Annotated in this window: 13 protein-coding genes and 1 pseudogene; 9 read left to right on the top strand and 5 right to left on the bottom strand. The window is 72.0% G+C overall.

The window, feature by feature from the left end:
• Positions 1-152: 152 nt before the first annotated feature.
• From AB0Q96_RS35105 to AB0Q96_RS35080, 6 genes and pseudogenes are all read left to right on the top strand, one after another.
• A pseudogene (locus AB0Q96_RS35105) lies at positions 153-2,147 on the top strand (PEP/pyruvate-binding domain-containing protein); the annotation flags it as partial.
• A 394-nt stretch (positions 2,148-2,541) separates the two neighbouring features.
• The gene (locus AB0Q96_RS35100) at positions 2,542-2,754 is read left to right on the top strand and encodes a CBS domain-containing protein (RefSeq protein WP_365332738.1); all 213 of its coding nucleotides are present in this window, start codon (positions 2,542-2,544) and stop codon (positions 2,752-2,754) included.
• Between the two features lie 106 nt (positions 2,755-2,860).
• Positions 2,861-3,310, top strand: a complete 450-nt coding sequence (locus AB0Q96_RS35095) for an Hsp20/alpha crystallin family protein (RefSeq protein WP_365332687.1) — start codon at positions 2,861-2,863, stop codon at positions 3,308-3,310.
• Positions 3,307-3,810, top strand: coding sequence for a flavodoxin domain-containing protein (locus AB0Q96_RS35090; protein ID WP_365332685.1), 504 nt, complete (start codon positions 3,307-3,309; stop codon positions 3,808-3,810). The genes AB0Q96_RS35095 and AB0Q96_RS35090 overlap by 4 nt, the downstream gene beginning before the upstream one ends.
• Before the next feature lie 106 nt (positions 3,811-3,916).
• Positions 3,917-4,465 carry a hypothetical protein gene (locus AB0Q96_RS35085; protein WP_365332683.1) on the top strand — a complete coding sequence of 183 codons (549 nt, stop codon included), beginning with the start codon at positions 3,917-3,919 and terminating at the stop codon, positions 4,463-4,465.
• On the top strand, positions 4,458-6,380 hold the full coding sequence (locus tag AB0Q96_RS35080; protein ID WP_365332682.1) for a cation-transporting P-type ATPase: 1,923 nt from the start codon (positions 4,458-4,460) through the stop codon (positions 6,378-6,380). The genes AB0Q96_RS35085 and AB0Q96_RS35080 overlap by 8 nt, the downstream gene beginning before the upstream one ends.
• Here the strand turns inward: AB0Q96_RS35080 and AB0Q96_RS35075 are convergent.
• From AB0Q96_RS35075 to AB0Q96_RS35060, 4 genes are all read right to left on the bottom strand, one after another.
• Complete coding sequence (locus AB0Q96_RS35075; protein WP_365332680.1) at positions 6,320-6,979, bottom strand: DUF4389 domain-containing protein; 660 nt, start codon at positions 6,977-6,979, stop codon at positions 6,320-6,322. The two genes, AB0Q96_RS35080 and AB0Q96_RS35075, sit on opposite strands and share 61 nt — an antisense overlap.
• 64 nt (positions 6,980-7,043) lie before the next feature.
• Positions 7,044-7,349: a CBS domain-containing protein gene (locus tag AB0Q96_RS35070; protein ID WP_365332678.1), complete on the bottom strand. Its 306-nt coding sequence runs from the start codon at positions 7,347-7,349 to the stop codon at positions 7,044-7,046.
• A gap of 105 nt (positions 7,350-7,454) precedes the next feature.
• Entirely contained in the window at positions 7,455-8,105 is a 651-nt protein-coding gene (locus AB0Q96_RS35065) for a CBS domain-containing protein (RefSeq protein ID WP_365332676.1), read from the bottom strand.
• Between the two features lie 10 nt (positions 8,106-8,115).
• On the bottom strand, positions 8,116-8,448 hold the full coding sequence (locus AB0Q96_RS35060; RefSeq protein ID WP_365332737.1) for an MBL fold metallo-hydrolase: 333 nt from the start codon (positions 8,446-8,448) through the stop codon (positions 8,116-8,118).
• A gap of 304 nt (positions 8,449-8,752) precedes the next feature.
• On the opposite strand from AB0Q96_RS35060, the gene AB0Q96_RS35055 reads away from it, so the two are divergent.
• From AB0Q96_RS35055 to AB0Q96_RS35045, 3 genes are read left to right on the top strand one after another with little or no spacing between them, the layout of a single operon-like run.
• Positions 8,753-9,826: a zinc-dependent alcohol dehydrogenase family protein gene (locus AB0Q96_RS35055; RefSeq protein WP_365332674.1), complete on the top strand. Its 1,074-nt coding sequence runs from the start codon at positions 8,753-8,755 to the stop codon at positions 9,824-9,826.
• Entirely contained in the window at positions 9,823-10,587 is a 765-nt protein-coding gene (locus AB0Q96_RS35050) for an HAD-IA family hydrolase (protein ID WP_365332673.1), read from the top strand. The genes AB0Q96_RS35055 and AB0Q96_RS35050 overlap by 4 nt, the downstream gene beginning before the upstream one ends.
• A complete protein-coding gene (locus AB0Q96_RS35045) occupies positions 10,584-12,974 on the top strand; it encodes a glycoside hydrolase family 65 protein (protein WP_365332671.1) in 2,391 nt (796 codons plus the stop codon). Before AB0Q96_RS35050 ends, AB0Q96_RS35045 begins: the two co-directional genes overlap by 4 nt.
• Here AB0Q96_RS35045 and AB0Q96_RS35040 read toward each other — a convergent pair.
• A complete protein-coding gene (locus AB0Q96_RS35040; protein ID WP_365332670.1) occupies positions 12,934-13,608 on the bottom strand; it encodes a hypothetical protein in 675 nt (224 codons plus the stop codon). The genes AB0Q96_RS35045 and AB0Q96_RS35040 overlap by 41 nt on opposite strands.
• Between the last annotated feature and the right edge of the window lie 19 nt (positions 13,609-13,627).

Genomic DNA, 13,627 nt, shown 5'->3' with positions numbered 1-13,627 from the left:
CGCCGTCCGGATCCCCGGAGAGGTGAGCACGATGCAGCAGATCCGGATCAGCCGTCGCCCCCGGCCGCGCCGGCCCCGCCCTCTGGACCTGCGGACGCCCTCGGGCCGACCGCTCCCGTACTGAGAAGACGGTTCGAACCGTGGAGAACACCATGGGACCGATACGAACGGTCGTATCGTTCACGGAACCGGGCCGGCACGACGTCGGACGCGTAGGAGGCAAGAACGCGTCCCTGGGCGAGCTGACCGGCCGGCTCTCCACCGCCGGAATCCGCGTCCCGCCGGGGTTCGCCACCACGGCCGACACCTGCCGGGAGCTGCTCGACAGCGGTGACCTGCTCCGCCGGATCGGGGCAAAGATCGATCGACTGCACGAGGGCGCCCCGCTTGACGAGGTCGGCGCGGCCATCCGCTCGCTCCTCCTCTCGCAGCCGCTTCCCGCCGCCTTGCGGGAAGAGGTGCTCGCGGCGTACGCGAGGCTGGCGGAGGAGACCGGAAGGCATACGCCCGAGGTGGCCGTGCGCAGCAGCGCGACCGCCGAGGACCTGCCCGAGGCCGGCTTCGCCGGACAGCAGGACACGTACCTCAACGTCCGCGGCGCCGAGGAACTCCTCACGGCGTGCTCGCGCTGCTACGCCTCCCTGTTCACCGACCGGGCCATCGACTACCGCGAGCGCATGGGCTTCGGTCATCTGTCCGTCGCCCTGTCCGTGGGCGTCCAGGTCATGGTCCGCTCCGATCTCGCGGGAGCCGGCGTCGCCTTCACCCTGGACCCGGAGACCGGCTTCCCCGAGGTGGTCGTGGTGAGTGCCGCCTGGGGGCTGGGGGAGACCGTCGTCAGCGGCCGGGTCGACCCCGACGAGTACACCGTGTTCAAGCCCAGCATGAAGGACCCGGCCCTCGACCCCGTGATCGACGTGCGGATCGGGACCAAACGGCTGAAGACCGTGTACGCGGACACCGGACTCACCCGTACTGTCGACACTCCCGACAGCGAGCGCAGCCGGCGGGTGCTCGACGACTCCGAAGTCCGGAAGCCGGCCGGGTGGGCGATGGCAGCCGAGGACCACTACGGCTGCCCGATGGACCTGGAATGGGCCAAGGACGGACTCACGGACGAACTGTGGATCGTCCAGGCCCGCCCCGAGACCGTGCAGTCACGGCGGCACGACACGACCCTGAGCCGCTGCCGGTTGACGGTCACGCCGGGCGAGCCGCTGGTGACGGGTATCGCCGTGGGCGATGCGATCGGCCAGGGACGCGTGGTCGCGCTCGACGACCCCGTCGACCTCGACCGATTCCCCCTCGGCGGAGTCCTCGTCACCGGACTCACCGGACTCACCGGACTCACCGGACTCACCGGACTCACCGGACTGACCGGACTGACCGGACTCACCGACCCCGACTGGGAGCCGGCCATGAAGCGCGCCGCGGCCATCGTCACCGACCACGGGGGCCGCACCTCGCACGCCGCCATCGTCAGCCGCGAGCTCGGCGTCCCCGCTGTCGTCGGCACCGGCGACTGCACCCGCGTCCTGGGCCACGGCCTGGCGGTGACGGTGTCCTGCGCCGAAGGGGCGAACGGACGCGTCTACGAAGGGCTGCTCCCCTACGAGGAGAGCCTGACCGGCCTGACCGACCTGACCGAACTGCCGGACGCCCGCACGCGGGTGATGCCGAACCTCGCCGATCCGTCCGCGGCCTTCCGATGGTGGTGGCTGCCGGCGGACGGGGTGGGTCTCGCCAGGCTGGACTTCATCGTCGCCCACCAGGTGAAGGTCCACCCCATGGCCCTGCGCCACCCGGAGCGGCTCGACGCCCACGACCGGTACGTCATCGAGCTGACCACGGAGGGCTACCTGGACCGGGGCCAGTACTTCGTCGACCGGGTGGCGCGCGGCGTCGCCCGGATCGCCGCCTCCCGCCGGCCGGCCCCCGCCATCGTCCGCACCAGCGACTTCAAGACCAACGAGTACGCGAAGCCGCTCGGCGGCCGGCCTTTCGAACCGGACGAGGCCAACCCCATGATCGGCCGGCGCGGCGCGAGCCGGTACTACAGCGACGCCTATCGCGAGGGGTTCGCCCTCGAGTGCCGAGTGCTGCGGACGGTGCGTGACCGGACGGGACTGACGAACGTCGTGGTGATGATCCCCTTCTGCCGCACCCTCGGGGAGGCCGACGAAGTGCTCGAGGTGATGGCGGAACAAGGGCTCGTGCGTGGCGAGAACGGGCCGCGATCCTGGTCGACGCCGGCCTCGACTCCATCTCGGCGGCACCGGACAGCTTCGCCTCGGTCAAACGTCACCTGGCCCGAGCCGAGGCGCGGCTCGGCGACGACGCCGTGGGAGGTGAGTGACCGTGCCCCGCAGGACACGCCGCCGACTCGTCCGGGACTCGGACCCCCCGCGCCGGTGCCCGTCGCGGACCGGGCGGGACGAGGGACCCGATCCCGTCTGCGGGCCGGACAACCGACTCCACGGCATCGTCACCGACCGCGACATCGTCGCGAAGTGCGTGGCCAAGGGCAAGGACCCCCGGCAGATGACCGCAGGGCACCCCGCTCAGGGCAAGTCCGTCACGGTCGGCGCGGACACCGATGCCGAGCGGGTGCTGGACACCATGCAGGAACACCGCATCCGCCGCGTGCCCGTGATCGACGGCCACCGCCTGGTCGGCATGATCAGCGAGGCCGACCTCGCCAGGCACCTGCCGGAGGACAAGGTGGGCCACTCCGTCGAGGAGGTCTGCTGCTGACCGGGGAAACACGGCACGCATGGGGCGCGCGAGCAGGAGGGGGCCAGCGCTTCCGACCGGACCCGTCCACCGAGTCCGGTCATGGGAGCCGTACACGAGGAGCGGAATGATGACCGGAGACAAGGTGTCACGCAGGCACAGCCTCATCCCGGACTTCAACGACTGGTTCGACCGCGAGTTCCCGGGGCTGCCGGGATGGCGTCCCGGCACCGCCGCGCACTCCATCCCCGTGGAGACGACCAGCGGTGACGGCCGCTACGTGCTGCGGGCCGAGTTGCCCGGGATGGAACCGGAGGACATCTCGATCACCGTGGACGACAACCTGATCATGGTGGGCGCGGAGCACAGCGAGAACGAGGAGGACAAGGAGCACTCGGAGTTCCGCTACGGATCGTTCCGGCGGACCCTGCGGCTCCCCGCCACGATCCCCGCCGAGGAGGTCGACGCCTCGTACCAGGACGGCATCCTCACCGTCGTCATCCCGATGCCGGAGGAGAAGGCCGGCACCGCGCGCAGCATTCCGGTGAAGCGTGTGGAGAGGGGAGAGGAGTCATGAACCCCAAGCGCGTCCTGGTCGCCTACGGGAGCAAGCACGGGGCGACGGAGGGTATCGCCGACGAGATCGGCAGGGCGCTCCGCGCCGACGGCGTCGACGTGGTCGTCCTCCCGGCCGACACCGTCACCGACGTCAGCGGATACGACGGAGTCGTGCTCGGCGGTGCCCTCTACGCCGGGCGCTGGAACGGCAAGGCCCGCCGCTGCGCCCGGCGCAACGCCGACCAGTTGCGGAACCGGCCCGTCTGGCTCTTCAGCAGTGGACCCGTCGACAGCTCCGCCGAGCAACACGAGATCCCGCCACCTCCCGGCGTCGCCCGCCGGATGAAGAAGCTGAGGGCGCGCGAGCACATGACCTTCGGAGGCGCCATGACGTCCGAGACACCGGGGCGCATAGCCCAGTCCATGGTCCGCCACGGCAAAGGCGGGGACTACCGCAACCCTGCACGGATCCATGCCTGGGCACATCACATCGGTGAGGAGCTCGGCGCCACGCCCTGAGCGGCATCGCCGAGGGAGCCGACGAAGCCTCCCACCCCGGAGGTGCGACATGAGCTACCAGCGCGTACCGAGCGACGGGCCGGCAACGTCCGGCACGGAACGGGCCATGCATGCCACCCTCGTCCTCGTCCTCGTCCTCGTGATCGCGATCGCGGTGATCTGCGGTGCGGTCGCGGCGGGCATCCTGTGGAACGTCGGAACCAGAGCCGACCGACAGCTGGCGGCCCACCGTCACCCCGTGCAGGCGACCACGACGGGGCCTGCCGGGGATCCGCCCGTCGCGGTCCGGCCCGGTGCCGAGCCGCGGTCCCTCGCACCGGCGGTCTGGGAGTACCCCGACGCGGTCCACCGGTCCGGGACCATCCAGGTCCCGCCCCGGACCCCGAAGGGGCGCACCCTGACCGTCTGGGTCGACGACAGCGGCAGCCCCGCCCGCTCGCCGGGAAGCACCGGGGACCGGGCGATGACCGCGCTGGCCGGAGGCACGGCCGTGGCGGGCGTCGCCGCGGCGACCGCTCTGGGAGCCCGCGCCCTCGTACGGCACCGCACCGAAGGCCGTCGACTCGCCGCCTGGGAGCGGGAGTGGGAACAGGTGGAACCCGTCTGGTCCGGCCGCCCCCGCCGGGGCAGTGGTCCCGGGACGGGCGATGCATGACCGCCCGGGCGGCACATCGGCCGAGCGGCAGGCCGGGCGATCCGACCAGGCGCTCCCCTTCGACCCGAGCGAGCCGCTGTCGCGGCTCCGCCGAGAACTGGCGACCGGGCCGGACGGACTGTCCGCGCGCGAGGCTGCCCGACGCCTCGCCGTCCACGGCCCGAACGAGGTCGAGCGCAAGGCACGCTCCTCGTTCGTACGCGAGCTGACCGGGCCGCTGATCCACCCCCTCGCGCTGCTCCTCTGGGCCGCCGCGGCGCTCGCCTTCGTCACCGGCCTCGCGGTCCTCGGCTGGGCGGTCATCGCGGTCAACGCAGCCTTCGCACTGCTCCAGGAACGCCAGGCCGAGCGCGCGGTGGACACTCTGGCGCGCTATCTGCCCGAGCACGCCCTCGTCGTACGCGACGGGAGGCCGCTCACGGTGGAGGCTCGTGAGCTGGTGCCGGGTGACGTGATCCTCCTGGAGGAGGGCGACAAGGTTCCCGCCGACGCCCGCCTCGCCGAGGGCGGGGTCGAGGTCGACCTGTCGATGCTCACGGGGGAGTCTGTGCCGGCCGAACGGATCGCTGCGGCCGGGCTCCACGGCGCCCCGCTGCTGGAGGAGCCCAACCTCGTCTTCAGCGGAACGACCTGCGTCGAAGGACAGGCACGGGCCGTGGTGTTCGAGCGGGCGGGCAAGGCCGCCGCCGGCCTTCCGACCATCACCCTGGCGCTGGCCGTGGGCGTGCGCGCCCTGGCCCGTGGGGGTGCCCTGGTCAAACGGCTGAGCGCCGTGGAGACGCTCGGCTCCACGAGCGTCATCTGCACGGACAAGACCGGCACGCTGACCCGCAACCGGATGCCTCTGCGCACGGTGTGGACACCCGGCCACGGCGCGGAACCGGGTCCCTGGTCCCAAGAGCTGGTCCATGAGGCGGCCCTGTGCACCACCGTCACCTGGGACGCGGACGGCGAGCCGCACGGTGCCCCGACCGAAGTGGCCCTCGTCACCGGAGCCGCGGAGCGAGGCGTGCCTGTCGACACCGGCCGTCGCGACGCGGGGCGACGGGCATTGTTCCGCTTCGGTCCCCGGCTGCGCATGATGTCGGTGGTGCGGGAGGACGACCGGGCGCGCGATCGCGCGCGGATCGTCGTCAAGGGTGCCCCGGAGGCGATCCTGCCCCGGCTGAGACGGGGAGCGGACGCAGACGGCGCCAGGGCGGCGGCGCAGGGCGTGCACGGGCCGGCCGGGGCAGGGACGCGCGTCCTCGCCGTGGCCGTACGCGATCTACTGCCGGACACCCCGCCTCCGTCGCGCCGGGAGGACGCAGAGTCGGATCTGGCCCTGCTCGGTCTCGTCGGTCTGTACGACCCGCCGCGCTCCGAGGTGGCGGCGGCGGTCGGGCGACGACACGAGGCCGGAGTGCGGGTGCACGTCGTGACGGGTGACAACGGCGCCACGGCGGCGGCGGTCGCCCGCGAGGTCGGCATCGGCGTACCCCGTCTCCAGGTGGTCGCCGCCTCCGAGGCGCTGGACGACGACGGACTTGACGCGCTCGCTCCTCGTGGCGGGCGACGCCGAGATCGTCTTCGCTCGCTCCTCGCCCGAGACGAAGCTGAAGGTGGCCGACACTCTCCGGGCGCACGGCCGGATCGTCGCGATGACGGGAGACGGGGTCGACGAGCTCTCGCACCGCACCGCGCGCACATCGGCGTGGCCATGGGACGCTCGGGCACGGACGTGGCACGCGAGGCCGCCGCCATGGTGCGTCTCTTCGGCACCGCAGCTCTCCCAGCGGACGTCGTGCTCCTCATCGTGACGTTCCCGGTTCTGGTGTGGGGAACGGACGAGCTGCGGCGGGGCTGGCGGCGCCGTCACGGGCCGGGAGCGGGGTCCGCTTCCGTACCGCCCTGGTCGAGGCGGAACGGCGGATAGGCGTCCGTCATCAAGGTGGCGTATGCCGCGACCCGCAGGACCCAGCGGTTCAGCCCGATGATCAGGGCGAACAGGTCTCGTGGGTAGCGTTCGGTGAAGGCCAGGGCGAAGGCAGCGATGAGCGCGAGCAGGCTGATCAGTCCGCCCGACCACCAGCCGGCGCGCATGCCTCCGGTGAAGAAGGCGATCACCAGGTAGTGCGGGATGGCCAGCAGCCACCACTTGACCAGGACGAGCGAACGGGAGAGCCGCTCGGGGTAGGCGATGTCGAGCCTCGCGGGGTAGTCGGGCTCGGGCCCGAGGCTGAACGGCGGGTAGCGGTCGGTGCCGAGGGCGCTGTACGAGTAGTACGAGACGCGCCAGGACCAGCGGAGCACGCCGAGGTTGAAGTCGAACAGACCCCTCGGGTAGCGCTCTGTGAACAGAATGGCGAAGAACGCGATGACCGTCACCACGAAGAACGCGACCCAGAGGAAGATCAGCACGATCCAGTGGGGGATCACCAGGATCCACTTGACCAGCCAGAGCCAGCGGGAGAGCGGGGCGTCGAGCTCGGCTGTCACCGTCACCGCGGCACGGGGCGCGGGCGATGTGTCCATGGTCGTCACTTCCTCGAATCGGTGTCGCCCTGGTGGTCGATGTGGTCGATGTGGTCGACGACCGCTACGACGCCGTCGCCCCTGTCGCAGAGCCGGAGGAGTGCGGGCACCAGGCCCGGACGTCCGGGCGGGCGACGACCGCGGGGTCCGACATGAGCTCGCCGGCCGTGCCAGGGCGGGTGCCCGCAGCACTGTGACGCACCGGATCGGCTTCGGAGACGACACCCGGCGGCCGGTTCCGCTCGTCGGCCACCGGCATCGCGGTGATGCCGAACTCGTCCAGCAGCCGTGCGACCTCCTCGAAGGTCGTCTCCGGTGCGACGCTGACGCCCGTGGGCGTCACCAGATCAGCGACGCTGCGGTGCCTCATCGCTTGTCACCTTCTCGTACATGTGACCGGTACCCTTCCAGGATCGACCGCTGATTGCCGGGGAGCACGTCGGTGCTCGGCTTTCGCCTCCTGCTCTGCGGGGCTTCACGCCCCGTCGGCGACGAGCTCGCATCGGACGTCCACCACGCCCTCCACGGCCCGGGTCAGGCGTTCCGCGAGGGGGATGAGCGTCCCGTCGCGGACTTGTCCGGAAAGGATCACGACGCCGGCGTCGACCCGGACGTCGACCTGCTGCCGCGAGATGGGGAACAGGTGCTCGACGACGTCCCGGCGCACCACCGCGGCGACCTCATCGTCCGGGCGCAGGAAGACCTTGAGAAGGTCGGACCTGCTGACGATCCCCTGGATCGTGCCGCTCGCGTCGACGACAGGGAGCCGCTTCACCCGTCGGGTGGCCATCAGACGCGCCGCGTACGGCAGGGACGCCCCGGGGGTGACCGTGACGGCGGGCGAGGTCATCAGCTCGTCGGCCCGACGGGACCCGGCCTTGGCTGTGGCGTCGAGCCGCCGCAGCTGTTCGACGAGGCCCAGGCGGTGCTCGTGGAACTCCTCCTTGAGGAGTAGGTCCGCCTCGGAGACCACACCGACGACGCGCCCCTCTCCCTCGACGACGGGGAGGGCGGTCACCTTCCACCGCAGCATGGTGGTGACGAGCTCCTTGAAGTCAGCCCCTGGCAGGACCGCGACGACCTTCCTGGTCATCACGTCGGCCACGGTGAACGGCTGGGATGTCATGACTCTCTCCTCACCGGGCGTACGCCGGGTCGCGGACCGGACGGCCGGTTCGCCGTGGACGAGGCAGGTGGTGTGCGGGGACGTCGAAGACCTCGGCGCGTACGGGCAGGTACTCGCCGCGCCACACGATTCCCGCGAGCCGTGCCGTGTGGGGACTCGTGAGGATCGGGCCCCGGAGGCCCTGCCGGACCAGGTGTGGCGGATAGCCGCAATGGTCCGGGTGGGCGTGGGTGACGACCACGGCGCGGACGTCGGCGGCGTCCCGGGCGAACCGTTCCCGGTTGCGGGGCCCGAGGTTCGCGAAACCCTGGAAGAGACCGCGGTCGAAGGAGGATCCGCGCAGGGTCGATCTCGATGAGGAACTTGCTTCCGGTGACCGTCCCCACGCCGCCCAGGAAGCCGATCAGGGCCGGGCGCGACGCGGCAGCACCGGCGGCCGGGGAAGGAGCTGGTTGCGGGGCTGCCTCGGACATGGCCGCCCTCCTTCGCAGGGGGTGCCGGTCTTCACCGTCCCACCGGAGCGGTACGGAACGGAGGGTCCGATCGGTCCCTTTCGTGGTCCGATCGGCACATGCGGCGTCGTGGAGCGGCAGCCGAGCCTGAACGTGGGGGACGTCCGCACACGCGACAGAAGGTGGGTGGGTGCCATGAAGGCAGCCGTCTTCCAGGGGCCGGGCAGGATCGTCTGGCAGGACGTACCCGACCCACGTCTCGACGACCCCGGCGACGCGATCGTGCGGGTCGACGTCGTCACCATCTGCGGCACGGACCTGCACATCCTCAAAGGCGACGTCCCGGAGGTGACGCCGGGACGGGTGCTCGGCCACGAGGCGGTGGGCACGGTGGTCGAGACCGGCCGGGACGTGCGCACCGTCCGCCCCGGGGACCGCGTCCTGATCTCCTGCATATCGGCCTGCGGCCGCTGCCGCTTCTGCCGCGAGGGCCGCTACGGGCAGTGCCGCGGAGGCGGAGGCTGGGTCCTCGGGCACCTCGTCGACGGCACCCAGGCGGAGTACGTGCGGGTGCCGTTCGCCGACCTGTCCGTGCACCCCCTGCCGACCGCCGTCGACAGCTTCGACGCGGTCCTGCTGGCGGACATCTTCCCCACCTCCTACGAGGTGGGAGTCCTCAACGGCCGAGTCCAGCCCGCCGACACGGTCGTCGTGGTCGGCGCGGGCCCCATCGGCCTCGCCGCCATGACCACGGCACGCCTCTACAGCCCCGGCCGGATCATCGCCGTCGACCTCGCGGAGTCCCGGCTCGCCGCCGCGCGCACGCTCGGCGCCGACGCCACCGTGGCCGCCGGGGACGGGCCGGAGCAGCTCGTCGAGGATCTGACCGACAGCCTGGGCGCCGATGTCGTCATGGAGGCCGTGGGCATACCGGCGACCTTCGAACTGTGCACACGGATGGTCCGGCCGGGCGGCCGGGTCGCCAACATCGGCGTCCACGGCAAGCCCGCGGAACTGCACCTCGAAGACCTGTGGATCAAGGACGTCACCATCACCACCGGCCTGGTCGACACCTCGTCCACGCCCATGCTGCTGCGCATGCTGGCGGCCGGCCGGCTCCCGACGGCGGAGCTGGTCACCCACCGCTTCGAGCTCGGGCAGATGGAGGAGGCGTACGACGTGTTCGGCCGCGCGGCGGACACGGGGGCCATCAAGGTCGCGCTCGGCGGACGCCCGGCCACGGCCGACGAGGCGCCGGGTACCCCATGAACGGTCCCGCTCCGGCCGCACCGCCCCGAGCGGTCGTCCTCGACACCGACGGCGTACTCCTCGACTCGGCCGTCCTGCATGCGGCGGCGTGGAAGACGGCGTTCGACACCTGTCTCGACGAGCTCGCGCCCGGAGCGTGGCCGCCGTTCGACGCGGACGCCGAGTACCGCCGGTTCGTCGACGGCCGGTCCCGATACGACGGAGCCCACGCGTTCCTCACCGCCCGCGGCATCCGCCTCGGCCCCGGGGAGCCCGATGACCCACCCGGGTGCGGGACCGTATGGGCGGTCGCCGCCCGCAAGGAGGCCGCCTTCCTGGACCGGCTGGCCGACGACCCGGTCGCCGCCTTCAGCGACGTCGCGACGGCGCTCGCCGCTCTCCGCTCGCTGCACGTGCCCAGCGCCGCGGTGTCCGCGTCCCGCCACGCTCGGGCGCTGATCACCGCGGCCGGGCTGGACTCGTACCTCGCAGCCGTCGTCGACGGAGAGGATGCCGGCAGGCTCGGTCTCGCCGGAAAGCCGGACCCCGCGCTCTTCCTGCACGCCGCCGGCCTGCTCGGTACGAGTCCGAGCGACACCGCGGTCGTCGAGGACGCGCTCGCCGGCGTGGTCGCGGCACGTCGAGGCGGCTTCGGTCTCGTCGTCGGCATCGACCGCAGCCCGGACGGGCACGGCACCTCCGCCCTGCGTGAGCGGGGCGCCGACCTGGTCGTCGCCGACCTCCGCGCACTGGTTCGCCGCGTGTGGGACGAGCACGGATGAGTACCGCCTGGACGTGGAGCTACGACCGCTACGAGCCGGTACGCGAACAGCTCGTCGAGGCGCTCTGCACGCTCGGCAACGGCCGGTTCGCCACCCGTGGATCGTCCCCCGAGTGCCGCGCCGACGGCCGCCACTACCCGGGTACGTACCTGGCGGGCTGCTACGACCGGCGTGTGTCGGTCGTCGTCGGCGAGCGGGTGGAGAACGAGGATCTCGTCAACCTCCCGGACTGGACGGCACTTTCCTACCGCTGTCTGCCGGACGGCGGACCGCCGGGCCCGTGGCTGACACCCGACGCGAGATCACTGCGACAGCACGACGTGCGGCTCGACCTGCGCGGCGGCGCCCTCACGCGCGTCATGCTCTTCCGTGACGACCGCGGCCGTGGACTGCGCGTCGGACACACCCGGATCGTGCACATGGGAGACCCGCATCTCGCGGCCCAGCGCACCACATTCCGCGCGTACGGCTGGAGCGGGGCCGTCGAGGTGAGGTGCGTCATCGACGGCGCGGTCACCAACGCCGGGGTGGAGCGCTACGGGAACCTGGAGAGCAACCACCTCGGACGGCACCGGACCGGGTTCTCCTCCGACGGCGTCGCCTGGCTCACCTGCCGGACCACCGATCCGGGCATATCGATCGCCTCGGCGGTGCGCACCGTCACCCGCCCCGCCCGCCCCGCACGGGAAACGGCCACGCGTACCGGAACCACTCAGACGTACCGCCTGCCGATCGGTCCCGGCCGTTCCGCGACGGTGGTGAAGACACTGGCACTGCGCGCCTCGACGGACCGGCCGGTTGCCGATCCGCTCGTGGCGGCCCTGGAGGACCTCCGCCGGGCTCCCGCGTACCCTCGCCTCCTCACCACGCACAGGGCGGCCTGGCAACGGCTCTGGGCCCAAGGGGAGCTGACCGTACCGGGGGAGGCGGGCCGCGTCCTGCGCCTCCACCTCTTCCACCTCCTGCAGACGCTCTCCCCGCACACCGCCGACCTCGACGTCGGCGTTCCCGCTCGTGGACTGCACGGCGAGGCGTACCGGGGCCACGTCTTCTGGGACGAGCTGTTCGTGCTGCCCTACCTGGACCTCCACTTCCCCGAGGTGGCCCGGGCCCTGCTCATGTACCGGTACCGCCGCCTCCCGGCAGCACGCGAGGCGGCCCGCCGGGCAGGCGGTGCCGGGGCCGTCTACCCCTGGCAGAGCGCGAGTTCGGGCCGTGAGGAGACCCAGGAGCTGCATCTCAACCCGCGCTCCGGGCGCTGGCTCCCCGACCGCTCCCGGCTGCAACGACACGTGAGTTCGGCCGTCGCGTACAACGTGTGGCGGTACGCGCGGACCACCGGGGACCGCGGCTTCCTGCACGCGGCGGGTGCCGAGATCCTGCTGGAAGTCGCCCGCTACTGGGCCGGGGCAGCGGCCCTCGACGAGGACACGGGGCGCTACCGGATCCGGGGGGTGGTGGGCCCCGACGAGTACCACGACGCCTATCCGGACGCCGCGGCCCCGGGCATCGACGACAACGCCTACACCAACGTGACCGCCGCCTGGGTACTGGCCCGCGGCCTCGACCTGCTGGGCGAACTGCCCGGGGCCCGGCGCGCCGAGCTGGTCGAGAGGCTGTCGCTCGACCCTCACGAACTCGACCGGTGGGAGGACGTCTCCCACCGCCTCCACGTGCCCTTCCACCGGGGCGTGGTGAGCCAGTTCGAAGGATACGGGGAGCTGGCGGAGCTCGACTGGGAGACGTACCGCGCCCGATACGGCGACATCCGCAGACTGGACCGCATCCTGGAGGCGGAGGGTGACACCGTCAACCGCTACCAGGCGTCCAAGCAGGCCGACACCCTCATGCTCGGCTACCTGTTCCGGCCCGCGGAACTCGCCGAGCTCTTCGCCCGGCTCGGCTACGTGCTGGACGACGAGGTATGGCGTGCCACCGTCGCGTACCACCTGCGCCGCACCAGCCACGGATCGACCCTCAGCAGCCTTGTCCACGGCTGGGTACTGGCCCGGGAGAAAGGTGCTGACGCCTGGCGGTACTGCGAGGAGGCGCTCCTCGCCGATGTCGCCGACATTCAGGGCGGGACGACCGGCGAGGGCATCCACCTCGGGGCGATGGCGGGCACGATCGACCTGGTCGAGCGTGGTTTCACCGGTCTGGAGGCCGTCCCGGGCGGGTTCCGGGTGACGCCGGTGGCACTGGCGGAGATACCCCGCTTCGCCTTCACCCTCTGCCTTCACGGTCATCGAGGGGTGCGTGTGCGCATGCTTCCCGGGCGCCTGGCCGTCCGCGTCCCGCCCTCACCGAAGGGCCCGCTCGTGGTCGTGCTCCCCGGCGAACGGCGGTTCACGGTGCCGCCCGGGGAGGAGCGCTGGTTCCGGCTGTGAGGGTCTCTCGCGGATGCCGGTCCGGTATCCCCTCGGTCCCTACGCCCTCATCGGCCGCACCACCCCGCATCCAGGTGGCGACCTCGGCGCGCACGGCCTCGTCCGCGGCTTCGAACAGCTCGGATGTGTGGACGAGATTCAGCACCGTGTCGGTGTGCCAGGCCCCGGGCACGACCAGTCGGCAGCCTTCCAGGGCGGCGGCGGCACGCAGCTCGGCGAGGATTTCGGAGGGGACCTCCTGCTCGGTGAAGGGGAAGCGACTGGTGTGCCGCTCGCGCACGGCAGGGTGGAGCACGGCGAGTTCGTCGCCCTCCGCACCGGCCGGCGTGAGCTTCACCTCGGCGAGACGCCAAGGGTCGTCAGGGGCGGGCAGCAGCCGGGGCACGGCGTGCCGGCCATGGTGTGCCGCGGCGACCCGCAGATTGAACAGGGCGGCCCCGCAGCCGAGATGGAGGCCGCGGTGGTCGGGGTCCTCGCGAGGCATCTCGCGCGAGGGGTCGCCGTACAGCTCGATCGTGTCGCCGCCGGTCCGGTGGACGAACCTCCACGGCTGCGCGTTGTGCATCGACGGCGCGGTGACGGCGTCCTCGATCAGCGACGTCACCAGCGGTCGGGTGAGGGGAGTGGTGGGCACGGTTCGTCCTGTCTGAGTG

This window comes from Streptomyces sp. NPDC093111 (assembly GCF_040683955.1).
Lineage (GTDB): Bacteria > Actinomycetota > Actinomycetes > Streptomycetales > Streptomycetaceae > Streptomyces.
The sequence above is the reverse complement of the archived record's forward strand: the minus strand, read 5'-3'. Positions and strand labels throughout refer to the sequence as shown.